Source organism: Phyllobacterium sp. (assembly GCF_037994405.1).
Classification (GTDB): domain Bacteria; phylum Pseudomonadota; class Alphaproteobacteria; order Rhizobiales; family Rhizobiaceae; genus Phyllobacterium.
Window position 1 is genome coordinate 1 of the sequence record NZ_JBBNAN010000279.1, and the last position, 24,158, is coordinate 24,158.

Here is a 24,158-nt window from a genome sequence, read left to right on the forward strand (position 1 = left end):
CTGCCAGAGGCTTCGCCGGCGTTCAAATACCGACGTGGGACAATCGCCTGATCGATATGAAGATGGCGTCCGAAAGCAAGACCTATTGCGATGATCTCAAGGGGGTACTTGCGGAAAGTGGCCTTGAGGTGACGGAGCTCGGTTCGCACATTACCGGCCAGCTTGTCGCCGTCCACCCCGCCCATGACCGTATCATGGACAGCTTCGCCCCTGCCCACGTCCACAACAATCCGGCCGGCCGGCGGGCGTGGGCGGAGGAGCAAATGCGCTTTGCCGCCCGCGCCTCCCGCAATCTCGGCATCGATCGCCATGTCAGCTTTACCGGATCACTGCTCTGGCCTTATCTCTATCCCTATCCGCAATGGCCAGAGGGCCTGGTCGATGAGGCGTTCGACGAGTTGGCACAACGCTGGCTGCCAATCCTGAATGACTTCGATGAACAGGGTGTCGATCTCTGCTTCGAGATTCACCCCTGCGAGGACGTCCACGACGGCCTGACCTTCGAGATGTTTCTGGAACGCGTCGGCAGTCATCGCCGCTGCAACATTCTTTACGATCCGAGCCACTTCGTGCTGCAGGCGCTCGACTATCTGGAATTCATCGATCACTACCACGAGCGGATCAAGATGTTCCACGTCAAGGATGCCGAATTCCGGCCGAACGGCAAGACAGGAGCCTATGGCGGCTTCCAGCCATGGTCGAAACGCGCGGGACGGTTCCGCTCGCTCGGCGACGGTCAGGTGGATTTCGGCGCAGTTTTCACCAAACTCGCGACCTATGACTTCGACGGCTGGGCGGTGCTGGAGTGGGAGTGCTTCATTAAGCATCCGGAGGACGGGGCCGCAGAGGGCGCGGAGTTCATCCGCGAACATATCATTAGGGTCGCTGACCGAGCATTCGATGATTTCGTGAAATCCGGCGCCAACAGAGACGCCAACCGGGCCATGCTCGGACTTGATTGAGGATAACATGACTGCAAACTCTTCTTCGCAAAAGCCGCTGCGCCTCGGAATGGTGGGTGGGGGCAATGGCGCCTACATCGGCAACATCCATCGCATCGCCGCTCGTCAGGACAGAGCCTGGAGCCTGGTTGCAGGTGCATTCGACGTTGATGCCGCCCGCGGCCATGCCTTTGCAGCAAGCGAGGGCTTGGATCCCACACGCTCCTATGACGACTTCAAGGCGATGATCGCGGGCGAGAGCGTTCGCGAGGACTGTATTGATGCCGTCGCTATCTGCACGCCGAACTTTACCCATTTCCCAATCGCCAAGGCATTCTTGGAGTCGGGCTTCGACATCATCTGCGAGAAACCTCTTACAGCAACTTTGGATGACGCAGTGATGCTCGAAAGTTTGGTTCGCAATAGTGGCCGGTTTATGGGTGTCACATATACCTACTCGGGCTACCCGATGGTACATGAGGCCAAGCATATGGTTGCAACTGGCCAATTGGGCAACGTCCGTACCGTCCAGGTGGAGTATCCGCTGGAATGGATGGCGACCGCCATTGAGACCGAAGGCAATGCGCAGGCGGCCTGGCGGACCGATCCGAACAAAAACGGCCGCGGTGGCTCAATCGGCGATATTGGCACGCATGCCTACCATCTGGCCGGCTTCGTCTCAGGTCTCAAGCTTCAATCGCTGACTGCAGATCTTGCCACATTCGTGGAGGGACGTGCCTTGGATGACAACGCGCATGTCATGCTGCGCTATGAAGGGGGCGCCCGCGGGCTTCTTTGGTCTTCACAAGTTGCACTCGGCTCTTCAAATGGTGTGCGCCTTCGGGTGTTTGGCGAAAAGGCATCGTTGACATGGTTTCAGGAACAACCGAATGAGCTCGTACACGCTCGGCTGAATGGGCGGACTGAAATCATCAAACGCGGCGCCCACGATCTCAGCGAAGGCGCCAAAGCGCGGACCCGTACGCCTCCCGGGCATCCAGAAGGCTATCTCGAAGCGTTCGCGAATCTGTATGCCGGCTTTGCTGAAGCAATTCGTGCCAAGCGTGAAGGACGCGAACCGAGAGCGATTGGACGCGATATTCCGACAGCTCACGATGGGCTCAAGGGTGTCGCATTCGTGGATGCGGTTGTTGACAGCTCGGCAGCGACCGATCAGCCTTGGCTGACGCCAATTGCTGTTTAAAAATTCAAGCCTTTAACTGGCCGCAGTCGCGTTGCTGCGATCTTTCTAGCCGAGAGCCAACAAGTCTTTAAGAAGCTGTGACTGCGTTGGCTCAGCCATAACAGCCCATCATGGCGGCGAACGCCTCCAATTGGCCAGGCTGTTGATAGATGCAGATATGGAGGTATTGTCACATAAACGTGGCGTCAGCATTTCTGAGCTAGAAGGCACAGCATGACCCGGCCTGCCGTCAGCGACAAACGTCACCGTTTCCCAGCTAAGATCATCGCCCATGCCGACTGGCTCTACTACAGGTTTCCATTGAGCTTGCGGCTCGTCGAGGAAATGCTGCTGGAACGCGGGATCACCGTCTCCTATGAAACGATCTGGCGCTGGGGGATCAAGTTCGGATCCGATTATGCCCGGCGCCTTCGCCGCAAGCAGCCAAGCGGAAATGATATCTGGCACCTTGACGAGATGGTCATCACCATCGCAGGCAGAAAGTGCTGGCTGTGGCGGGCTGTTGATCAGGACGGCTATGTGCTCGACGAAATTGTCCAGAACCGTCGCAACACCAAGGCTGCCAGGCGATTGCTGCTGCATCTGCTGAAAAAGCAGGGCATGGCGCCGAAGCGTATGATCACCAACGAACTCCGTTCCTATGGTGCAGCGAAGCGGCAAATCATGCCTGATGTCGAACATCGGTCGCACAAGGGCCTCAATAACCGAGCTGAGAATTCACACCTGCCGCTACGAAACCGTGAGCGGATAATGCAGGGCTTCCGATCTCAAGGGGGCCTGCAACGCTTCCTCTCCATCTTCTCAGCTCTTTGTTCCCCTGCGCTCCAACCGTTCAGCACATGCCACTCGGCACCATCGTCTTGATGCGATGGCGCAGTGGAACACCGCGACGATCACAACTGCCTGAAAAAGGCCGTAGCAGCGAACTCCACTTCACCCATGCTCGAGATCAAGCCCTATCTGCAGGCGGCGGCCTGGCCAGAATTCTGTCAAAGAGTCTCTTCATTCGGCAGATCATCCTCCGCGATTTTACGCAGAAGAAACAGCAGTGCAATTTGTTCCGCCGAATTGAGTCGATCCATGGTTTTCGCTGTAATCAGATGCGCTCTCGGATACATCTGCTTCAGCACCGCCTCACCCTCAGGCAGCAAGGACATAATGACCTTGCGACCGTCTGAGGCGTCCTTGGAAACTTCAATGAGGCCCCGTGACCGCAGTCGTTCGACAATGCCTCGAATTGTCGCCTGATCAACGGCGGTGGCCTTTACGAGCTCAGCTTGAGAGCTCGGCCCTCGATCATGCAACGTACAGAGCGTAACGAATTGCACGGCAGTCAAATTGGGGTCGCTTGCGTTGTCCTGAAAGATAGATAGGTGGCGTTGGTAGGCCTTACGAAGCAGGTGCCCCACCTGCTCTGTAAACCGGTATTCGCCCTCAACCTGGTCGTCGTTCTTGGACATATCAGCGGTAAGACTCCTGTCGCGGCAAATCAGCTCAATTCTAGTGCCAGACCTGCCGAACGGTCCACCCCGAGTGCTCCACCAATAGCATTCGCCATCCCAGCGCTTTACCAAGGACACACTTCATTGCGCAACGCACCGCCGGCTGGCCGGCGGTGCCAGCTGTCAAAAGCCATCACTTGAACGTGTGCTGCATTTCCTTGACCGCGATGTTGCCGTCGAGAACCATCGGCTCGTCATCGAGGAAAAGGCTGCAATTGCGCATCGGGATATCGAGATGACAAGCCGTGTCGTTTGGGCCACCGAGCTCGTTGTTCGGGCCGGTTGAGAACATGACGTTGCCGTAGAACGAGCGCAGCTCCATGCCCATGCCGCCGCCAAAATCGGTCAGGCCGTGCCAATTGGCGCGGTGGTCAAGTCCCCAGCCGACATGAGACATGCCGAAGCCGCGCGGATCATTGAAGGTCGCCATGTAGGACTTGATAAGCTCGGCCTCGAGACCACCGCGAATGTCCTGGATGAAGCCTTTCTCGATGGTGTAGATCACCGGCTCGCGCACATACATATTAAACGGCAAAAGCACATCGCCCGGTGCCAGTACGATCTGACCGTCGACACCGTCATCCGCGCCGCCCGAGAAGACAAACGCAGCAGGCCAGTGGTCCCAGCGGCCGGGCTCATCGGTGTAGCCATATTCGCTCATCGTCGGATAAACACCGAGCTTGTAGACGACGTCGGTGCCATGTTTGCTGGTTATGCGCATGGTCTCGGCTTTTTTCAGATATTCGGCGCCGATCTCGACGCGCTCGCGCAATTGCTTGGTCGGCATGAGCCGCGCCAGCAGCGGAGCCGGTTCCACCGCCGTGAGGATACGGGTGCCGGCAGCCTGGATTGCCATCTGCTCCTCGCTGAACAGGAGGAAAATCAGATCGACGACCATGTCGGCCTGCTTCAGCGCGTTAACGGCATCCGGATTGGCGGCCAGGCCGGTTTCGCCGACAGCCCATGCCCCGGTGGTCGGCAGCGGCGCCGGAAGACGCATGTGGTACATACGCGCGCCAAGCCGCTGGCCAGCAGCAAGGAACGCGTCGGCGTAGTCGATCCGATCTTCGCCCTGCGACAGGACGATAATCTTCTCACCCTCGTGAACGCCACTGAGCTTCAACTGCTCAAGGCACATTTCAGTCAAGACATTGCGATCCATTACGTTATCTCCTCTGGAATTCTACGGAAATGCCATCTTGGTCATGTCCAATCATACGGTTGCTGTCGTTCCGCCCTGCTGTGCTGATGTAATCGCGGCGATCACCTCTTCCTTCGAAACCACGTCGCCATACTTGCTGTCGATATCGAAGAGATTGGCATTGTGCGGATCTGGATGCCTATCGCCGACGCAATCCCGCACCACGATTGTACGGAAGCCGTGCTGGACGGCATCGACTGCGCTCGCCCGGATACAGCCGCTTGTCGAGCATCCGGCCATGACGACCGTATCGATCCCTTGCGTGTGCAGGAGCGAGGCGAGGCTGGTGCCGAAGAAGGCGCTGGCATACTGTTTGACGATGACGAGTTCGCCATCAGCTGGCTCGACTTCTTCGCAGAATTCCGCGAGTTCATTGCCGCTCACCATGGATTTCATCACTGGCGACTTCTTCACCCACATGCCGCCATCGGCGCAGTTCTGCGCGAGGTAGAGGATGCGCGTGTGGATGACAGGAATGCCCGCCATTCGGGCTGCCGCCAGTAGCGACGGGGTTTCTGCCACCGCTTTGACGACGCCGGGCGCATAGAGCGGCGCGCCCTCGATCGTATATGCTTTGAGAAAATCGATGACGAGAAGGGCTGGCCGCTTTCCAAAGCCGATGCGGTTGCCCCAGACACCTTGATAATTGGCTTCGACGCTCTCCATGTCATGCGATCCTTAATAGGCGCCGGATAGAAGCGCGCCCGCACCGGGGACAACGGCTTCCAGTCCAAGTGACTTCAGCATGCAATAGGTGGTGGCAACGGCGGCCGTGACGACGGGCTTGCCCGTCATCGCCTCCACTTTTGCAATCACGGGCAGCGACGGCATCTGGACGCAAGCCGAAAGCACAATGACGTCCACATCCGTAAGGTCCAGTGTCTTCACGATGGCTGGAAGATTTTCTGGGTCGTGGCGGCCGACTTCCAGATTATCCGGAATTTCGAGAGCGCGCCAATCCTTTACTTCGAAACCTTCCTCACGGATGTAGTTGACCACGAGCTCGGTGAGCGGCTTCATGTAAGGTGCGACGATGGCTACGCGATTCGCCTTCATCACCTTCAGGCCTTCAATGAGGGCGCCGGCGCTGGTCACGACGGGAATGTTGACGCCGTTCTCGATTGTGCGGCCGGTCAGGCGTTTTTCCGATTCACGGTGGTAGCCGAGGCCCATCGCCATGATTGCCACCAAGCAGGCGTAACCAAGTACGTCTACGCGGGCGTCGGACAGCTCGATGGCGCAGCGGTCGGATTCCGAATCCATCGCCGCCAGCTCCTCCTTCTTCACAGTTTTCATTCGCATGCGGCTCGAATGGAACGTGAAGCGCTCCGATCGTATCGACTGGCGCGCCATCAGCATCGCCGGTATCTCTGTCTCCATAGTGGTGTTCGAACTGGGAACGATCTGACCGATACGGTAATTCTTCTGCACGGGCGCAATCCTCTACTGCTTGAAACTGGATGGCCCCTCCCTCTATAGGGGCAGTATAAAACAGGGACCGAGGGCCAGAGGCCCGCAGTCATTATTAACGGGACAAGAAGTCTCCGAGAGCCGCAAAGAAGCCATCGAAATCGTCCCACGGAATCATATGCCCCGCATTGGGAACCCGCACGATGTCCATCGGCGGATAGAGCGAGCGGATTTCATCCTCGTCCGCTGGTTCGATGACACCGCCACGGCCGGCGACCATCAGCATCGAAGGCTGGGAGAGATTCGGCAGATCCGCGAAAATGTCATCCTTGTGGAAATCCTCGAAAGCCGTGACAATGGCCGGTTCGTAGCAAGTGTGCAGCCACTCCGCGCGCAGCTTCAATTGCTCATCCGTCCAGGTCGGGCAGAAGGTCCTCATTCCTCCGGCATCGATGCCCTTCACCGAAAGCCGGATAGAATCAACGTACCACGGCAGCTTGCTAGGATATGGCCTGCGGCCGGGTCCGGAGACAGGGGGATCGATGAGCACCAGGCGCGAAAACGAGGCCTCTGCGGAGGTGGAGGCGCGAATGGCAATGCGTGCGCCCATCGAATGGCCGAGAAGTGCGGGACGATCAAGATCCAGAGCTTGCGCGAGGGCGATAACGTCTTTGGCCATAGAATCGAGACCGTAGTCAAGGTCAGGACCAGTCGAGGAGAGGCCCCGGCCGCGCACGTCGATCACGTACACATCGTAGCGTTCAGCGAGGCGCTCTGCGACAAAGCCCCAGGTGATCGCAGGGCTGGTGATGCCCGGGATCAGGATGACTGGACGGCCCTTGCCGCCATAGCGCAAATAATGCTGGCGGATATCATTTGCGAAGACGTTTGCGCCGTAAAGAAGTTTCCCGGTCATGCTGCACTCTCGCTCTTCAACGACTGGGCGTAGACATCGTAGCCATACACCCAGGAGGGATCTTCTTGGGTGAGCAGAAAGCTGTTGGCATTGGAGACACTCTGGACACGCGTCGCGCGATCGCGGCGGTTGGCCTCATAGAGCGCGAAGGAGGTATTGAAGTCGCTCACGCCATTTTCCTGCAGGCAACGGGTGAGCATGGCCGCGTCTTCGATGGCCATGGCTGCGCCCTGTGCCATATGCGGTTTCATGGGATGGCAGGCGTCACCAAGAAGGACGAGCCGGCCCTTGCTCCACAGCGGCAGTGGGTTGCGATTGAACAGCGGCCATTTGGTGACCTCGCGGGTGCTCTCGATGAGCGCACCTATCACCGGATGATAGCCAGCGAATGCTTCTGCCATTTCCTCACGGCTGCTTTCCACGAAGGCAGTGTCGAATTCCCACGCCGGATGCGGCACTCCGGTAACGTAGTAATATTCGTCGCGGTTGCCGGTGGTGTAATAGACCATCATGTGACGGTCCGGTCCCCACCACTTGACGCAATCCTCGAATTCGAGATCGTACTTTTTCAGCTTGTCGGCTGATATCAACGCGCGATGGCCGACCCAGCCACTATAGTTCGGCTTCTCAAAGCCGAGCAGCGTCTCGCGAACCCTTGAATTGATACCGTCGGCACCGATGACAATGTCTGCGCGGGTCGAAGTGCCGTCCTCGAACTCAAGATAAACGTCGGACCCGCTATCCTCGATCCGCGTCAGCTTCTTGTCGAAATGCAGCGTACCCTCGTTGAGAGCCGTTATCTGCAGCGCGTGGAGATCACCGCGATGGACGGTGCAGTATGGCGTCCCGTAGCCGTCAAGCGGGATGCGCGAGAGATATTCGCCGGTGACGCCGTCGCGGCTGAACCAGTGCGTCGGCTTACTGCTGATCTCGACCAGCTTCTTGTCGATACCGATGCGCTCAAAAATCTTGAGCACGTTGGGGCCCATGTGAATGCCCGCACCCAGACGAGAGAAGCTTGGGGCTTGTTCGTAAACATGAACGTCGAAGCCCGCGCGCTGCAACAGAGCGCCGGCGGCCGCCCCTCCGAGACCTGCGCCGATGATTGCAATCGTCTGTCTGTCTTTCGTCATGGGCGATCCTTCGCGGCGACTTGGAAATGCTTCAATCCAGCATCCGGATAAGAACGATATTAAGCGTATACACTATAAAGTGCAAGACAAAAATTAAGCTGATACAGGAAAAAAGCGCCTAAAATCCAACAAATATTGCTTAGTCCGTCAGATTTGTGCGAACCTTATTGCTATTGCTCACCTCCAATATAAAGTGTATACGCTTTTTATACGAAACGCCGAAGGGAACACCGCATGACAAGCGGACAAGGCGAGAAAACCATTATACGAGGTGGGGCGGGAGCAGATTGCCGCCGCACGTATGCATGGCGCGATGTTGCCCCTTATTTCTTTCAGCGTGGCAGGTGATAGACTTGGCCATGACCGCATCTTTCAGTCTCGACGTCAACGGCAGCGCGCACAAGGTAGAAGCCGACGCGAAGACTCCGCTTCTCTATATCTTGCGCAACGATCTCGAGCTGAACGGCCCGAAGTTCGGCTGCGGCCTTGGCGAATGTGGCGCCTGCGCCGTGTTGATCGACGGCCGCGCGGTCCGGTCCTGCACCATTCCCCTCGGTGCAGTAGGCGGGCGCAGCGTCACCACGCTCGAGGGTCTAGGCAGCGAGGAGCAGTTGCACCCAGTGCAGCGAGCCTTCATCGAAGAAGCAGCGGCGCAATGCGGTTACTGCCTGAACGGTATGGTCATGGCGGTGGTGGCGCTTATTGGCCGCAATCCGGAGCCGCACGAGGATGATATCCGTGACGCCCTGCGCCATCACCTCTGCCGTTGCGGTACTCATGTCGAGATCCTTGCAGCCGCCCGCAAGGCCGTGGTCCTCTCGCGGTCCGCGAATGCCGGATGTGACGCCGACGTGAAAGCGGCGAATTTTCAAAAGGCCGAATCTGGCAGCGAACCTTCATCAAGCGAACTGTCGGAGGCGCCGCAATGAGCGATGCTCGCGAAACCCCCAAATCCGCCTATCTTGCGGCCCCGGAAATCTTGACGGTCCTATCGAAGGCGCCGTCACCCGCGACATCAGAAATCTACATTGCCATCCTTCGTGACGGAAAGGTCATAGCCTTCAACGGTCATGTCGATCTCGGCACCGGCATCAGGACCGCACTCGCCCAGATCGTCGCGGAGGAACTCGACACGCCCTTCGAACAGGTGGAGATGGTGCTTGGCACCACCTCCACGACGCCGAACCAGGGTGCCACCATCGCCAGCGAGACCATCCAGGTGACGGCACTCCCGCTGCGTCAGGCGGCCGCGACGGCCCGTCACTATCTCGTAGCACAGGCGGCCGCACGCCTCGGGCTGTCAGCAGACAGCTTCGTTATCGACGGCGGCATCATCCGCGTTAGCACCGGCGACAACCGAAGCTTCACCTTCGGCGATCTCGTGGCCGGCAGGCAGGCGCACCTGACCATCGACCCGCAAGCGCCTCTGAAGCCGATTTCGGCCTACCGTCTCGTCGGTACATCCCCGGCGCGCGTCGATATCCCGGCAAAGGCGACGGGCAAGTGGACCTATGTGCATGACGTGCGTGTCCCCGGCATGCTTCACGGGAGAGTCGTACGCCCGCCCTATGCCGGCTTCGACCATGGCGACCATGTCGGCAAGAGCCTCATATCGATAGATGAGAGCTCCATCGCCGACATTCCGGGCCTGGTCGCGGTCGCGGCTATCGGTGATTTCGTTGGTGTCGTTGCGACGCGTGAGGAAAACGCCGCCGAAGCAGCACGGCGCCTCAAGGTCGTCTGGCGGACACCGCCGGAGTTGCCCGAGCTCAATTCGCCGGAGAAGGCGCTGCGGGCCAATCCCTCAACGCCGCGCAAGCTGGCGGACCGTGGCAATGTCGAACTGGCGTTGGCCAACAGCGCCAATCCGATGGAACGCACCTATGTTTGGCCGTACCAGATGCACGCGTCTATTGGCCCCTCCTGCGCGGTCGCAGACTATCACGACGGCGGGCTGACGGTCTGGTCGGGTACCCAGAACCCCTTCCCCATGCGGCGCGATCTTGCGCTCCTCCTCGATATGCCGGAGGAAGCAATCTTCGTCGAGCGGCTGGAAGCAGCGGGCTGCTACGGGCGCAACTGCGCCGACGATGTGACGGCGGATGCCGCGCTGCTGTCGCGCGCAACCGGCAAGCCTGTGCGCGTCCAGCTTACGCGCGAGCAGGAACATACCTGGGAACCGAAGGGCGCGGCGCAAGTCATGGACGTGCGCGGTGGCCTTGACCTTGAGGGCGGACCCGCGGCCTATGATTTCGAGACACGCTATCCTTCCAATCTCGCCCCTACACTACCCCTGATCCTCACCGGCAAGGTTCCCCCCGTCGCCGATGTCATGCACATGGGCGACCGCACCGCCATCCCACCCTATGCCTATGGCAATCTGCGGGTGACAGTGCACGACATGCCGCCGATCGCTCGCGCCTCATGGTTTCGCGGCGTCTCAGCCATGCCAAACACCTTCGCACACGAATGCTATATAGATGAGCTGGCCTCGGCCGCCGAGGTTGATCCTGTCGAGTATCGCCTGCGTTATTTGCATGATCCGCGGGCGGTCGATCTCGTTCACGCCGTTGCTGAGCGCGCCAAATGGGTACCCCGGACCAAGTTCGGCACGCTTGGTGGTGAAGGCGATCTGCTCTATGGGCGCGGCTTCGCCTATGCCGTCTATGTGCATGGCAAGTTCCCCGGCACGGCTGCAGCGTGGGCGGCCTGGGTGGCGGACGTTGCTGTCAACAGGAAGACCGGCGAGATCGCCGTCACGAAAGTGACTTGCGGCCAGGATTCCGGCCTGATGATCAATCCCGATGGGGTCCGCCACCAAATCCACGGCAACATCATCCAGTCGACGAGCCGAGTGCTCAAGGAGCGCGTGGATTTTTCGTCCACCGCTGTCACCTCGAAGGAATGGGGCGGCTATCCGCTCATCACCTTCCCGGAAGTGCCTGAAATCGACGTCCTCATGATCCCCCGCCCGGACGAACCGCCGCTCGGCGTCGGCGAGTCAGCCTCGGTGCCGAGCGCGGCCGCCATCGCCAACGCCGTGTACGATGCCACCGGCATCCGCTTCCGCGAGCTGCCGCTGACGCCCGATATGGTTCTCGCCGCGCTGAATGGCACCTCTCCCGAAAAGGCCGCACCGTCGCCCCGAAAGCGCAAGTGGTGGAACATCGGCCTTTCGGCTGCCGGAGCGATTGCTGCTCTTTCGGGGCTCGTCAACATGGCGTCGCCGTGGCGCTCCGCCATCAGCCCGATCGAACGCCCGAACACCAACGTCTACAGCGCCGCCACGATCGAGCGCGGCCGCATGGCTGCTGCCATAGGCGCCTGCAATGTCTGCCACATCGGAAGCGACGGCCAGGCTTTCGCGGGCGGACGCAAGTTCCGTACGCCGTTCGGCGCGGTCTATGCCACCAACATCACACCGGATCCTGACAATGGCATTGGCAACTGGTCCTACACCGCTTTCGAGCGCTCCATGCGCGAGGGTATTAGCCGCGACGGGAATCATCTCTATCCGGCCCATCCCTACACGTCCTTCGCTGGCGCCGAGGACGCCGACCTGCAAGCGCTTTATGCCTATCTGATGACACAGGCGCCGGTGGCTGAAAAATCGCCCGAGACGAAGCTGAAATTCCCCTACAACGTCCGAGCAATGATGGCGGGCTGGAACGCTATGTTCCTGAAAGCGGAGCCATTCAAATACGACAAGTCGCGCGACGCAGAATGGAATCGCGGCGCCTATCTGGTCGAGACGCTCGGCCATTGCTCGGCGTGCCATACAGAGCGCAACGTGCTCGGGGCGGAGCAGACCGGCAAGGCGCACCTATCCGGTGGCTTCGCCGATGGTTGGGAGGCGCCGGCGCTGAACGCTCTTGCCAAGGGTCCTGTGGACTGGACCAGGGCCGCCTTCTTCGACTATCTGCGCACTGGCCATTCACGCGACCATGGCAGCGCCGCAGGGCCCATGGCCGATGTAGTTTCGGCGCTGGCACCGCTTCAAGACACCGACATCCGCGCCATGGCATCCTATCTCGCAAGCCTGAACGACACGGCCGATCGCAGCGCTGAGACGACAATGCAAGCACAGTCCACCATCGCGGCAAGCGAGGCGGCTGCGGCGAAGGCCGCGATGATCGCTCCCAGGGGAGCGCGCATCTTCAGCGGCGCCTGCGCTTCCTGCCATACCGGCACGTCGATCCTCTCATCGCTGTCGCTCAATACCAACATGCACAGCGACACGCCCGATAACATCCTGCAGGTGATTCTACACGGCGTCGAGGCGCCGGCGATCCTGGCGGAAACGACCGGACGCGTGGCACCGGAGGTCATGTCGATGCCAGCCTTTCGCGACGTGCTGGACGAAAAGCAGATCGAGGATCTGGCGGTCTATCTGCGCGCGCGCTTCGCGCCGGACAAGCCCGCATGGGGCGATGTCGGCAACGCGATGCAACGCGTGACCTCGGCCACGCACTGAAGAGGAACGGCAGGGTGGAGCAAATCAAAGGCACGACTGACACCGAAGGAAGGGGGCTTTTTCTCGACCCGACCCATAAGTTCCGTCCGTCCGCTTACTGGTTCTGGCATTCGATCCCAGACGAGGAGACTTGCCGAAGGCAGCTTGCCGATTTCAAGGCACGCGGCCTCGGAACGATCCTCATCCAGGCCCGCATCGCCCTGCCACGTGAAGACTATATGTCGGATGCCTATCTCGCCGCATACCGTCTTGCCATCGGCGTCGCCGCCCAACTGGGCCTGAAAGCCGCAATCTACGACGATTACAACTGGATCAGCGGCCATGCCGGCGGCAGGACGGTTGAGGGTCGCGACGAGCTGCGCGAGCGCCATCTCTTCTGGTCCTCCTCGAAGGACAGCAAGGGCACAATCAGCGGCATCCACGCGCCTTTCACAGAAAGGATGGGACCGGAAATCTTCCGCTGGCAGTACGAAGGCAGCAAGGTCGAATGGTGCGAATGGACGCTCGAAGCGGCGCTGCTTCATCCGGCAGGCGCGATCACGGATCTAAACCAGATCACCGACGTCACGAAAGCGGTCCGCATTGCGGCAAGCGATCCCGTTTCCTGCCGCTTCGAATATGACGGTGCTGTACAGGCAGATCAGACGCTCACGGCATTCGTCAGCGCTCGTTCAATGACGTCGCGGCTCATCAACTATCTGATGCCAGAAGCCGCGGCCCGCTTCATCGAAGTGGGTCTCCGCCCCTTTACCGAAGTCCTCGACGATCTGGTGCCGGACCCGCTCGGTTCCATCTTCTATGACCAGCCGGCAGCTGGTTTCTATCGCTGGGACCAGATCGAAGGGAATCCCGGCAACAGCCTCCTCTTTTCTTCAAAACTCTCCGAAAGCGTGGCGACCCGAACGTGCGTTCCCTTCCCGCTATCTCTCATGGCCGTGCTGCGCGATGTTGGCGAGCCGACAAGGCGGCTGCGCGCGCAATTCTATGCTGCCTACGCCTCGCTTATGAACGAAGCATTCTTCGGTACGTTGCGTAACTTTGCGGAGCGCAACGGCATCGCTCTCACGGGGCACGAAATCCTGCCCCATATCAGTTCCTGGTCTCTCAATGGCGGCTTTACCAGCATCGATCCGCGCGTGGCACCAGCGGTTGATTTCTTCGGCATAGACGGTTTCCGGCACGAGACTGCAGTCGATTCCAACAACTTCGATCCGCAACTCGCGCCCAAGCTCGGCGATTCCGTCGCCCGTTCCAATGGCCGCAGCCGATGCGTAGTGGAGACTTACGCAAGTGCCCTTCGCACGCCAGTGCGCGCCGCTGGACAATGGGAACTGACATTGGAGACGATGCGGGCGCAGGCAGTCCGCCTCCATTGCCTCGGTATGCGCCAGTTCCTCTGGCATGGCGTCTACCAGACAGACGGGCGGAGCGGCGACCCGACACCCTTTGCCAATCCGCGGTTTGACTATGGTCCCGGGATCAACTTCGAGCCCTGGTGGAAGTATCACGATATCTTCGCGCAGGAATCGGCGCGGATCTCCACCTTTATCGAACTGGCTGTACCCCGCACGCCGGTCGCCATCCTTTATCCGCTCCATACCGCCTGGGCGGAAGGCCCGCGCCACAGCCACGCGCACCATGTAGGCGCATGGTGTGAGCATCTGCTGGCGCTTGGCTACGATTTCATGCTGGTCAGCGAGAGCGATACTGCAAACGCCGAAATCGACGGCGACCGGATCGTCGCATCGGGGCTGGCCTTCCAAGCAGTTGTCCTGCCCTCCGTCACGGTGCTGGAATCGGGCGCGGCGCTGGTGACACTTGCGCGGTTCAAGGACGCAGGCGGCAGCATATGGTCATCAGGCGACCGGCTGCTGAGCCTGTGCGAGGGCTCCATTGAAGCCTTTACGGACCTCGCTACGACGCACCTGCCCGGGCCGCCGGAGCGGCGCACCATGGAAGAACTTCTCGCCGCAATTGCGGTTCCGGGGCCGCAGATCAGAAGCCTGTCTGGCGCGAAACCATGGCAATGGGTGGGCGAGGAGCCAGGCGGGCGTTGGCGCGTCGTGCTCTTCAATGACGCGGCAAAAACCATTCGCTGCGAGATATCGCTCGGTAAAGGTTTCATTTGTGAAGTCTGGTCCCCGGCCGACGGCACTGCGCACAGCACATCCGCATACGGGTACCTGACAATAGCGCTTGAACCGCAGGAAGTACGCTGCCTGCGGTTGTATGAAACGGACGAGCCGGTTGAAACGCAGGGGCACCTTAGGTCGCCCCCTGCCTTCGATGACAAACGCGCGGTCGTCCTTGGTGAGGGCTGGACATTCGCGCCAGACGCAGATGCTGCCTTTATCCCTATTTCCGTCCTGAAGGGCTGGGAAGAACAGGGCTTTGCCGCCTTTTCGGGAACAGGTATTTATCGCCTGGATATGGGGATCGCGGCCGACGACGACTGGATACTGCAAATTCCGGAAGCTCACACGGCCGTAACCGTCCGCATCGATGGGCGCGAGGTCGGACGGCGCGCATGGCGGCCCTATCGTTTCGTGCTCGGACACCTCAGGAAGGGTGCGTACGAACTTGAGATCGCCGTCTCCAACACAGCGGCGAACCGATATTATAACCATACGCCCTATCTGGGCAGCACGCGGGACACGAGCGGTTTAACGGCTGCGCCGTTCCTTGTCCCACTCACGCGAGAGGGTTGACACCGCCATGCTGCAACACACGACCATTCCCCTGAAGCGCGCCTGGAACACCTGGTCCGACCGACCGGCCGAAATGGTGTTCCTGCCACTCGGCGTTCGCATCACGCCGATCCTCTATTCGACCCGCAGCAGAACAACGTCAGCCATTGAACCGCGGCGCGATAAGGTGCGCCTCGGCCATCATGCGATAGATGGTTCGCGTATTGAACTTGAGACCGATCACAGCGGCACGACCATCGCCTTTTCGACCGAAAAGTCCGATCCCTTCGCGATCCGTGGAAGCTGGGAAGGCAAGGCGTCGGGTGAATGGGGCTTGCGTTTTTGGGTGACAATCGCAATCTCGGCCGAGGGTGGTGAAACCATCCGCTACGACGCGGAAAAAGGGATTGCCCTCGTCAAGATCGGCACTCGTTTCGTCGCAGTGACAAGCGCCGAAGCCCCTGTTCAAGTGACCGGTCACGAGACCATCGAGACATTGCGAACGGATTTCGAGAAAAACGGCTATTTCTATCTCGCCAGCCGCAGCGACCACGCACCGGTTATTGCGATGCGTTTCAACCTTGAGATGATGCGGCGGGGCGCCTATGCAGCTGCGGTTGCCGACAGTGCGGAACTTGCTATCGAAAAGGCGCGCGCTTCACTGATCAAAGACGTTCCGGCCGAACTCGGTTCGCACACAGGCACATATGAGGATGCGCTCGACGCGATCCGTGATGTCGTCGCCTGGAATACAGTGTGGGATGAAACGAACGCACGGCCCTACACAGCCGTCACACGCATCTGGAACCTTGGCAAATTCGCCGTCTGGTACAACGACCAGACCTTTGCTGCACTTTTGGGAGGGCTCTTCGACGCCGACCTTGCGCGCGAGAACCTGATGACAGCGTTGGCCGGAGTGACCCCTCAGGGCAATATCGCCTGCATAATCACCTCCAATGACGCTTGGGTTGACCGTAGCCAGCCACCATACGGAGCGCTGGTCGTCTGGCAGCTCTACCAGCGCACAGGCGAACGCTCCCTCCTCGAGACGTCCTACGAAGCCCTCGTCCGCAATCAGCGCTGGTGGCGCGACAATCGCGATCCCGATGACGCTGGCCTTCTTTCCTGCGGAACATCGGATGTCGGCGATGGCCTTTACAAAGGCAGCGCCTTTGGCGCTCGCAACGAAACAGGAATGGATAATTCCGCAACCCATGACGAGGCGGTTTACGATCCCGGAACGCGGACGTTGTCCACTTTCGATCTCGGGCTGAATTGTGCCGCCGCGCTCGATGCGGAAATGCTGGCGAAAATAGCCGGGGTACTGGGGCGTCACGAGGACGCCCGCGAGTTCGAGGCGATCGCGAACCGAAGCCGCAATCTAATTTCCGAGGAATTGTGGGATGAAAGTCGCGGTATATTCGCCAATCGCCAGCGTAAGGGCGGTTTCGTCCGCTCGTTGTCCCCGACAAGTTTCTATCCGCTCTTGTGCGGTGCGGCGAAGCAAGAGCAGGCGGTGCGGCTGCTCGAACACCTGAATGATGAAAACAGCTTTGCAGGGGCCTTCGTGCTACCAAACGCAACACGCAACGACCCAGCCTTTGCAGAGAACGTCTACTGGCGCGGCCGCATCTGGCCGAATGTCAACTACATGGTCTGGCTTGGCCTCAGACGCTATGGCTTTACCACCGAGGCGAGCCGTCTGGCGGGCCAGAGCTACGACCTCTTCATGAAGTCGTGGCGTGAGGACCGGATCGCCGCCGAGAACTATAACGCTGTCACAGGCGAAGCCATGGACCAGGGCGATACCGATCCGTTCTACATCTGGGCGGCGCTGTTGCCGCTGATGGCTGTCGGCGAGCTCTGTGATTTCGATCCCTGGAAAGGATGGACCCTCACCAATGTGGGCAGAGACGTCACTATGGGACCGATGCTTTCCGCCGCTGGTCATTTGCATGTGACCATCGAACATGCGGTTCTAAAAGCCTCCGTGAACGGAAGATTACTGATTTCAACCGATATTCGCGGCACACTCTCGAAGATCATTATCCAGAACGGGCAGTTCAGTTGTTTGGTCGATCCGCTGGACGTGAAGGGTTTCATCACCCTCGCAGGCGTCAACAGCGCTGATGTGGTCACTGCGCGGCTAAATGGCGAAGAGATTATCTCGACCGCGTGTGCGGAAGGAATACGTCTCGATATTCCGCAAGGCAATCAACCAAGGCAACTTGATGTTTACTTATCGAGTATCGGCGCGGCGTTGGCGCAAGGAAAAACTTGACAGAATAAAAATCCGTATTAATAATTTGCATACAAATGAAAAAATAAAGAAAAAAGCTGAAAAACCAGAGGGATTGAACAGGAGCCAATGCAGGGCATTTGAGTTTTCCAGGCGAATGAAGATACCGCTCTACTAAAGGTAGCAATGGCGGTTGGTTTGTCTCCACTCTAAGACAAGCTTGTTCTCTTAACCGGGCGCTCTTCGCTAAACGCTATCGCAACTGGAACTGCTATTAGTTTGTATACAAATGATACAGCAAGATTTTTGTTGTAGGAATCAGACTATGTGCGGCGCTTATCGTGAGCCTTGTTGGCCACCGTCATAAGCGTCGATAAACGCCAACATCCAAAATGAGGGGTAATAAAATGACCGAGATAACAAGACGCAATACGCTCAAACTGATGTCTGCTGCACTGTTTGCCGGTGCCAGCTTTTCACTCCTCGCGCGGAATGCTTTTTCCGCCGGTACGATCACGGTACTGAACTGGCAAGGTTATGGCACTGACGAGGCCTGGTCCGTAAAAGCCTTTGCTGAAAAGGCCGGTATTGAGGTCGTTCATGACTACTACAGCTCGGAATCGGAGATGCTGACCAAGCTACGGACCAATCCCGGCGCCTACGACCTCGTCGTGCTCAATGCCGCCCGTTGTGCACAGGCTGTTGCTGAAAATCTGCTGCAGCCCATCGATTTCGCCAAGGTACCGAATGTCGCGACGGTGGACGACAATCTGCGTTCCAACCCGAACTTCAGCAAAGACGGTAAGGGTTACGCTGTTCCCTGGGTATGGGGCATGACTTCGCTGGCTGTTCGTGAGGGACTTCCGAAGCCCGCCAGCTATGCCGCTCTCGCTGATCCAGCGTTCAAGGGCCGCGTGGCCATGGACGATGATGCGATTATCAACGTGGCGCTTGGAGCCCTGATGACCGGTCAGGACATGAACAATCCGAAGGACCTCGACGCCGTCACCAAGGCTTTGAAGTCGATCAAACCGAATGTGAAGCTGCTGTGGTCTACCGAAGACCAATGGAACAAGTCTTTTGCGGCCAAGGAATTCGACCTATCCATGTTCTGGTCGGGCGGTTCGGTACGTTCCAAGCGCAATTCGAAGCTTCCGGTCGAGTTCGTTGTCCCGAAGGAAGGCGCCATCGGATGGGTTGACGGTCTTGGAATTCCGGCATCCGCCCCCAATGCAGAAGGTGCGTTGGCGTTCGCGAACTGGTTGATCGATCCAGCCTTTTACGTCGAATGGGCGACCAAGGCCGGCGCCCCGGCATCGTCAAATTCCGCCGCTCTAAAGGGCCTTCCGGAAGACGATCTCAGCCGCCAAGTACACAAAGCGGAATATCTGAAGTCCATGAGCATCATGTCGGCGCTTCCGGACGACCGTCGTGAAGCTTTCAACAACCTCTGGCAGGAAGTGAAAGCCTTCTATGCAGAATAACCAGCTGACAGTAGCTTCAGTGCGCGGACTGGAAGGCCCGCGCAGCCGGCGCCAACTCCCCTCATGGGTCGCAACAACGGCTCTGTTAATGCCGACCTATGGCTGGCTGACGCTTGCCGTTTTCCTGCCGCTTTTGACCATGCTCGTGTTCAGCTTCATGTCGGCTACGCCGATGGGCAATGCCCCTATCGTTTTCACGCTGAAACAATATCGGGCCTTTATCGATCAGCCATACCTTGTGAGAATTGGCTTGACGTCGCTGATGATCGGATTCTGGACAACGCTGTTTTGCGCTGTACTCGGTTTCCTTGCGGCCGTCGCACTCGCGCGCTCGGCACTTGGCAAGGCACGCGAGGTGCTGCTCATCCTTATCCTTTTGCCATTCTGGACAAACGGTCTTGTCCGCGTCTTCTCCTGGACGATGGTGCTTCGTGAAAACGGCTTTCTCGACAGCATACTCCACATGGTAGCACCCGACTCAGGATCGATCGGATTCCTCTACACCCGCTACGCCATCGTCGTGGGCCTGGTCCACGGCTACTTGCCATACATGATTTTGACCTGCTACATCGCCCTTGTCACCATAGATGATGCGATCATAGAGGCGGCGGCAAGCCTTGGTGCTCGCTGGTGGACGATCCTGTTCCGCATCCTCGTGCCGATGGCTGCCCCTGGTTTGATTTCCGGCGCTGTGCTGATCTTCATTCCGGTTATCGGATCATTTATGGAGCCTCGCATCCTCGGAGGCCGCGTCGGCGTTACGATGGGTACCGTGATTGAGGACCAATTTACCCAGGCATTCAACTGGCCACTTGGCGCGTCCCTTTCGTTTACGCTGCTTGCCGTTGTGCTTGCCATATTTGCCACCTTCTCCGGCGTGCTGCGCCGCGGCACCACGGCATAGGAGAGACCATGAAACAGATTGGCCGCTTCTACCTCATTGCTGTGCTGATGTTCCTGTACACGCCCATCCTTGTGATGATGGCGATGGGCTTCAACGCGTCCCCGCTCTACGAGCTACCCTTCACCTTCTCGACCCGTTGGTATGAGGCGCTTCTCGGCAACCGGCAACTGCTCACCGCTGGCATGAACAGCATTATCATTGCTGTCATTACATCGGTGGTCGCAACGACCCTCGGAACAATGGCTTCAGTCGCTCTGTCACGCCGCACGTTCCGAGGCAAGAACCTGCTGCAGGTCCTGCTCCTGCCACCGATCGCCATTCCTTGGCTCATCACCGGGACGGCAATGCTGATCTTCTTCTATTGGAGTGGGATCGGCCGCGGAATGCACGCGCTTCTGATCGGGCATGTCGCCCTCGCCATTCCCTATGTGGTGCTTGTCGTCGGCACGGGATTTCGCACCATCCGCGCAGATCTCGAGGAAGCCGCAATGAGCCTTGGATCCACGCCCATCCATGCATTCTTCTCGGTAACGCTACCGCTCCTTTATCCCAGCATACTGGGTGCAGCACTGTTCGCTTTTGCTGTGTCCCTTGATCAGTTCGTCATTTCGTACTTTCTCGCAACACCCGGCTATACGACACTGCCGGTTCAAATCTACTCCGCAATCCGCAAAGGCTTCACCCCCGAAATCAACGCAATCTCGACCCTGCTTTTGCTGGGTTCGATGGCCGCCATCCTGATCTTTGCGCGCTTCGCCAAACCCGGAGACACCAGTGACAAACGTTAAAGTCAAATCCGTTGCAAAAACCTACGGAGCAGTACCTGTTCTGACCGATATTTCGACCGAGTTCACCGAAGGCTCCTTCACGAGCCTTCTTGGTCCCTCCGGTTCGGGGAAGACGACGCTGCTGCGCATCATCGCGGGCTTCATAAATCCTGATCAAGGCGCCGTATTGATCGGTAACAATGACGTGACGCACGTGCCGGTGTGGGGTCGCAATATCGGGATGATGTTCCAGTCCTACGCGCTTTTTCCCCATATGACGATTGCCCAGAATGTCAGCTTTGGTCTCGAACGCCGCGGTATCAAAGGCGAAGCTGCCCGAAAGGAAGTCGATCGGGCGCTGGAGATGGTCCGCCTTCCCGGCTTTGGCGACCGTACGCCGAAGCAGCTTTCAGGTGGTCAGCAGCAGCGCGTCGCACTCGCCCGCGCGATCGTGATCAAGCCGAGTGTGCTTTTGCTCGACGAGCCGTTGTCTGCACTTGACCGGCGGCTGCGGCAGGAAATGCAAGTGGAACTGTTGCGCATCCAGCGTGCAAGCGGCTTGACCACGATTTTCGTCACGCATGATCAGGAAGAGGCGCTAACGCTTTCCGACAAGGTCGCCATTCTCGACAGAGGTCGGATTGTTCAGATCGGCGCACCGGAAACTGTCTATGAAAAGCCACTGACACGTTTTGCTGCCGAGTTCCTCGGCGATTCGAACTTTCTGACCGGCAAAGTGGAAGATGGAGCAGTAAGGCTTGCAGACGGAACCGTGATCCACGCTTGCGAAAGGCTGCCCGGCAACGGTGCTGACGTGACGCTTGCGGTTCGCCCGGAGAAAATGTCCGTCGCGACAGGGGATACCACGGACAATCGAATTACCGCACGCATCAATACAGTCATCTACGCCGGACCCGTCCTTTCCTACATCCTGGAAACCGCTGATGGCTTGCCGCTCAAGCTTTTCTCGCAGAACCGGGACGGACACGTGCTTCGCGAGGGTCAAGCCGTTACGCTCAACTGGTCACGCGAACACACGGTTGCAGTGGCGAACTGACACGATGTCCTTGCCTCAGCTTTCCCCTAACACGTTGCATGTCGTCATCGACATGCAACGGCTGTTCGCGGAAGATACCGCTTGGCATACGCCGGTGACCAAAACAATTCTCTCCAACGTAATCAAGCTCTGCGACGTCTCCGGCCACAGATCACTTTTTGCGAAATTCATCGTACCGCCACGCGCCGAGGACGCCAGGGGACGTTGGAGAGACTATTACAACCGTTGGTCGACGATGACTGGTGATGTCCTCGAACCTGGTATGCTCGATCTCATGGAGCCGCTTGGAGACCTTGCAGGGGAGCATGACGTGGTCGAAAAGGAAACCTATTCGGTATTCGGTTCATCCAAATTTTTGGATCGACTTGCGGTTGATAAAATTGATACGGTTGCGTTCAGTGGCGTCGAGACAGATGTCTGCGTGTATGCCAGCGTTCTCGATGCGATCGATGTTGGATTGCGCGTCATCCTGGCTTCGGATGCCATCGGCAGCGCCGATGAAGCGGCGCACCAGGCGGTCATGATGCACCTTGCTCCCCGTCTCAGCGAACAATTGGAAGTTGCTACAACAAAGGCCATTATGGACGCCTGGATGTGCGGAGATTAATCGTTACGCGTTTTCAGACATCAATCCACGAGCGCCGCGACAACAAACGAGAGAAATGATGAACAGCCCTCTGGAAGAGCAGATCGCACCGCCTTTGGGGCATAGAGAAGAACCTGCCGGTAGCAGGACCAAGGCAACACAGTATGCGCTCGGTGAACAGATAGGTTTTTACTTGCGTCAGGCCAACCAGCGCCACGTTGCGATCTTCTCCGAACTGATTGCCGAAAAGCTCACGACCACGCAATGGGCTGCCTTGGTGAAACTGAAGGATCTGCAACCGTGTTCGCAGGGCAAGCTCGGCCGGGAGACGGCGATGGACATGGCGACGATCAAGGGTGTCGTCGATCGGCTCGTCAAACGCGGGCTGGTAAACACCGCACCGGACCCGTCAGATGCGCGCCGCCTGGTGTTGACCCTCACCGGGGCCGGGAAAGAAACCATCGATCGCAATCTCTCCGCTGCCCTTGATGTATCGCAGCAAACCTTGAACCCACTGACTGCCGGAGAACGCATGATGCTCATGGAACTGCTTCAGAAAATCTGCTGATGCGGCGGTTTTGCATCGCTAACACGGCACGCACAAAAGAGGACCTGAATGTTTCAAGATCGTGGTGACGACCTTGCCGCAATCGTCGCTTCAATGACAGCCGTTGAAAAGGTCGATGTGCTGAGCGGGCGCGGTCTGTGGAAAACAAGCGCAATCGATCGCCTTGGTGTGCCGTCGATCGTTATGACAGACGGAACCTACGGGGTGCGCTATTCCACACAGATTGGCTCTAGCGATGAAGACGGCGAGAGCCTCCGTCAGTTTCTTGCCGTGGTTAACCAGCGCGCAGATGGCAATGACCAAGGGATGTTCGGGGCGACGCGACCGGCTACCTGTTTTCCCAACGGCAATCTGATCGGCTGCTCCTGGGACGTCGATCTCGCGTACGCCATAGGTGAAGTGCTGGCGGCGGAATGCTTGAATTTGGGGGTGCGTCTGCTTCTGGGGCCTGGAATCAATACACGCCGGACGCCCTTGGCCGGTCGTGCTTACGAGTACTATTCCGAAGATCCGGTGATCAATGGCGAGTTGGCAGCCGGAATCATTTGCGGCTTGCAAGACAATGGCGTCGGGGCCTCGTTGAAGCACTTTGCCTGTAACAATTCCGAAATCGATCGCACGAATACGAGCTCCGAGGTCGACGAGCGGACGCTACGCGAGATCTATCTCGCCGGCTTCGAGCGCGCGATCAAAAAGAGTTCGCCGTGGACCGTCATGAGCGCCTACAATCCGGTGAATGGTATTCAGGCCGCTGAAAACCATTGGCTGTTGACGCGCGTCCTTCGCGAGGAATGGGGTTATGAAGGCGCTGTAATTTCTGACTGGCATGCGATTAAGGATCGCCCAGCCGCCCTTCGTGCGGGAACTGACCTCGATATGCCCGAAAGCAAGTCGCGCAAGGAAGCCCTGCTCAAGGCGATCGAGGCAGGGGAAATCGACCAGGAGATACTCGATGAAGCCTGCCTGCGGGTCCTGGACTTGGTCCGCCGTTGCCTTGGCGCTGCCGCTTACTCCACGATTGATCTCGACAGCCATCATGAACTGGCTCGCCGCATGGCGGCCGAATCGATCGTGCTCCTCAAGAA

The 24,158-nt window shown here is 58.6% G+C and carries 19 protein-coding genes and 1 pseudogene; 14 read left to right on the forward strand and 6 right to left on the reverse strand.

Annotated elements, in window-relative coordinates; genetic code table 11:
• The 3 genes and pseudogenes from AAAC48_RS15350 to AAAC48_RS15360 form a co-directional block, all read left to right on the forward strand.
• A partial coding sequence (locus AAAC48_RS15350) for a sugar phosphate isomerase/epimerase (RefSeq protein ID WP_340655004.1) occupies nt 1-962 on the forward strand: 962 nt, incomplete at its 5' end.
• A gap of 7 nt (nt 963-969) precedes the next feature.
• Nucleotides 970-2,145, forward strand: coding sequence for a Gfo/Idh/MocA family oxidoreductase (locus tag AAAC48_RS15355; RefSeq protein ID WP_340655005.1), 1,176 nt, complete (start codon nt 970-972; stop codon nt 2,143-2,145).
• Nucleotides 2,146-2,358: 213 nt separating this feature from the next.
• A pseudogene (locus tag AAAC48_RS15360) lies at nt 2,359-3,052 on the forward strand (IS6 family transposase).
• An 82-nt stretch (nt 3,053-3,134) separates the two neighbouring features.
• Here AAAC48_RS15360 and AAAC48_RS15365 read toward each other — a convergent pair.
• From AAAC48_RS15365 to AAAC48_RS15390, 6 genes are all read right to left on the reverse strand, one after another.
• On the reverse strand, nt 3,135-3,605 hold the full coding sequence (locus AAAC48_RS15365; protein ID WP_340655006.1) for a MarR family transcriptional regulator: 471 nt from the start codon (nt 3,603-3,605) through the stop codon (nt 3,135-3,137).
• 175 nt (nt 3,606-3,780) lie between these two features.
• The gene (locus AAAC48_RS15370) at nt 3,781-4,809 is read right to left on the reverse strand and encodes a leucyl aminopeptidase (protein ID WP_340655007.1); all 1,029 of its coding nucleotides are present in this window, start codon (nt 4,807-4,809) and stop codon (nt 3,781-3,783) included.
• A gap of 51 nt (nt 4,810-4,860) precedes the next feature.
• Nucleotides 4,861-5,514 (reverse strand): N-carbamoylsarcosine amidohydrolase, encoded by a 654-nt coding sequence (locus AAAC48_RS15375; RefSeq protein ID WP_340655008.1) that lies wholly within the window; start codon nt 5,512-5,514, stop codon nt 4,861-4,863.
• A 12-nt stretch (nt 5,515-5,526) separates the two neighbouring features.
• On the reverse strand, nt 5,527-6,279 hold the full coding sequence (locus AAAC48_RS15380) for an Asp/Glu racemase (protein ID WP_340655009.1): 753 nt from the start codon (nt 6,277-6,279) through the stop codon (nt 5,527-5,529).
• A 94-nt stretch (nt 6,280-6,373) separates the two neighbouring features.
• Nucleotides 6,374-7,174: an alpha/beta hydrolase gene (locus AAAC48_RS15385; protein ID WP_340655010.1), complete on the reverse strand. Its 801-nt coding sequence runs from the start codon at nt 7,172-7,174 to the stop codon at nt 6,374-6,376.
• Entirely contained in the window at nt 7,171-8,307 is a 1,137-nt protein-coding gene (locus AAAC48_RS15390) for an FAD-dependent monooxygenase (RefSeq protein WP_340655011.1), read from the reverse strand. Before AAAC48_RS15390 ends, AAAC48_RS15385 begins: the two co-directional genes overlap by 4 nt.
• Nucleotides 8,308-8,666: 359 nt before the next feature.
• On the opposite strand from AAAC48_RS15390, the gene AAAC48_RS15395 reads away from it, so the two are divergent.
• The 11 genes from AAAC48_RS15395 to AAAC48_RS15445 all read left to right on the forward strand — a co-directional run.
• Complete coding sequence (locus AAAC48_RS15395; RefSeq protein ID WP_340655012.1) at nt 8,667-9,236, forward strand: (2Fe-2S)-binding protein; 570 nt, start codon at nt 8,667-8,669, stop codon at nt 9,234-9,236.
• Nucleotides 9,233-12,781 (forward strand): molybdopterin cofactor-binding domain-containing protein, encoded by a 3,549-nt coding sequence (locus AAAC48_RS15400; protein ID WP_340655013.1) that lies wholly within the window; start codon nt 9,233-9,235, stop codon nt 12,779-12,781. Before AAAC48_RS15395 ends, AAAC48_RS15400 begins: the two co-directional genes overlap by 4 nt.
• 14 nt (nt 12,782-12,795) lie before the next feature.
• Complete coding sequence (locus tag AAAC48_RS15405; RefSeq protein ID WP_340655014.1) at nt 12,796-15,489, forward strand: carbohydrate-binding protein; 2,694 nt, start codon at nt 12,796-12,798, stop codon at nt 15,487-15,489.
• A gap of 7 nt (nt 15,490-15,496) precedes the next feature.
• Nucleotides 15,497-17,749 carry a trehalase family glycosidase gene (locus AAAC48_RS15410; RefSeq protein WP_340655015.1) on the forward strand — a complete coding sequence of 751 codons (2,253 nt, stop codon included), beginning with the start codon at nt 15,497-15,499 and terminating at the stop codon, nt 17,747-17,749.
• Between the two features lie 365 nt (nt 17,750-18,114).
• Nucleotides 18,115-19,191 carry an extracellular solute-binding protein gene (locus AAAC48_RS15415; RefSeq protein WP_340655016.1) on the forward strand — a complete coding sequence of 359 codons (1,077 nt, stop codon included), beginning with the start codon at nt 18,115-18,117 and terminating at the stop codon, nt 19,189-19,191.
• A complete protein-coding gene (locus AAAC48_RS15420; RefSeq protein WP_340655017.1) occupies nt 19,181-20,095 on the forward strand; it encodes an ABC transporter permease in 915 nt (304 codons plus the stop codon). Before AAAC48_RS15415 ends, AAAC48_RS15420 begins: the two co-directional genes overlap by 11 nt.
• Before the next feature lie 8 nt (nt 20,096-20,103).
• Nucleotides 20,104-20,883 (forward strand): ABC transporter permease, encoded by a 780-nt coding sequence (locus AAAC48_RS15425; RefSeq protein ID WP_340655018.1) that lies wholly within the window; start codon nt 20,104-20,106, stop codon nt 20,881-20,883.
• Nucleotides 20,870-21,919, forward strand: coding sequence for an ABC transporter ATP-binding protein (locus AAAC48_RS15430; protein WP_340655019.1), 1,050 nt, complete (start codon nt 20,870-20,872; stop codon nt 21,917-21,919). Before AAAC48_RS15425 ends, AAAC48_RS15430 begins: the two co-directional genes overlap by 14 nt.
• A gap of 4 nt (nt 21,920-21,923) precedes the next feature.
• Nucleotides 21,924-22,526 carry a cysteine hydrolase gene (locus AAAC48_RS15435; protein ID WP_340655020.1) on the forward strand — a complete coding sequence of 201 codons (603 nt, stop codon included), beginning with the start codon at nt 21,924-21,926 and terminating at the stop codon, nt 22,524-22,526.
• Nucleotides 22,527-22,584: 58 nt separating this feature from the next.
• Nucleotides 22,585-23,073: a MarR family winged helix-turn-helix transcriptional regulator gene (locus AAAC48_RS15440; RefSeq protein WP_340655022.1), complete on the forward strand. Its 489-nt coding sequence runs from the start codon at nt 22,585-22,587 to the stop codon at nt 23,071-23,073.
• A 48-nt stretch (nt 23,074-23,121) separates the two neighbouring features.
• A partial coding sequence (locus AAAC48_RS15445) for a glycoside hydrolase family 3 N-terminal domain-containing protein (RefSeq protein ID WP_340655021.1) occupies nt 23,122-24,158 on the forward strand: 1,037 nt, incomplete at its 3' end.

What these genes read in the sequence shown, in the direction of transcription:
- AAAC48_RS15355 (WP_340655005.1), top strand. Translation starts at nt 970, where the DNA reads ATGACTGCAAACTCTTCTTCGCAAAAGCCGCTGCGCCTCGGAATGGTG.
- AAAC48_RS15365 (WP_340655006.1), bottom strand. Translation starts at nt 3,605, where the DNA reads ATGTCCAAGAACGACGACCAGGTTGAGGGCGAATACCGGTTTACAGAG.
- AAAC48_RS15370 (WP_340655007.1), bottom strand. Translation starts at nt 4,809, where the DNA reads ATGGATCGCAATGTCTTGACTGAAATGTGCCTTGAGCAGTTGAAGCTC.
- AAAC48_RS15375 (WP_340655008.1), bottom strand. Translation starts at nt 5,514, where the DNA reads ATGGAGAGCGTCGAAGCCAATTATCAAGGTGTCTGGGGCAACCGCATC.
- AAAC48_RS15385 (WP_340655010.1), bottom strand. Translation starts at nt 7,174, where the DNA reads ATGACCGGGAAACTTCTTTACGGCGCAAACGTCTTCGCAAATGATATC.
- AAAC48_RS15390 (WP_340655011.1), bottom strand. Translation starts at nt 8,307, where the DNA reads ATGACGAAAGACAGACAGACGATTGCAATCATCGGCGCAGGTCTCGGA.
- AAAC48_RS15395 (WP_340655012.1), top strand. Translation starts at nt 8,667, where the DNA reads ATGACCGCATCTTTCAGTCTCGACGTCAACGGCAGCGCGCACAAGGTA.
- AAAC48_RS15400 (WP_340655013.1), top strand. Translation starts at nt 9,233, where the DNA reads ATGAGCGATGCTCGCGAAACCCCCAAATCCGCCTATCTTGCGGCCCCG.
- AAAC48_RS15410 (WP_340655015.1), top strand. Translation starts at nt 15,497, where the DNA reads ATGCTGCAACACACGACCATTCCCCTGAAGCGCGCCTGGAACACCTGG.
- AAAC48_RS15415 (WP_340655016.1), top strand. Translation starts at nt 18,115, where the DNA reads ATGACCGAGATAACAAGACGCAATACGCTCAAACTGATGTCTGCTGCA.
- AAAC48_RS15420 (WP_340655017.1), top strand. Translation starts at nt 19,181, where the DNA reads ATGCAGAATAACCAGCTGACAGTAGCTTCAGTGCGCGGACTGGAAGGC.
- AAAC48_RS15425 (WP_340655018.1), top strand. Translation starts at nt 20,104, where the DNA reads ATGAAACAGATTGGCCGCTTCTACCTCATTGCTGTGCTGATGTTCCTG.
- AAAC48_RS15435 (WP_340655020.1), top strand. Translation starts at nt 21,924, where the DNA reads ATGTCCTTGCCTCAGCTTTCCCCTAACACGTTGCATGTCGTCATCGAC.
- AAAC48_RS15440 (WP_340655022.1), top strand. Translation starts at nt 22,585, where the DNA reads ATGAACAGCCCTCTGGAAGAGCAGATCGCACCGCCTTTGGGGCATAGA.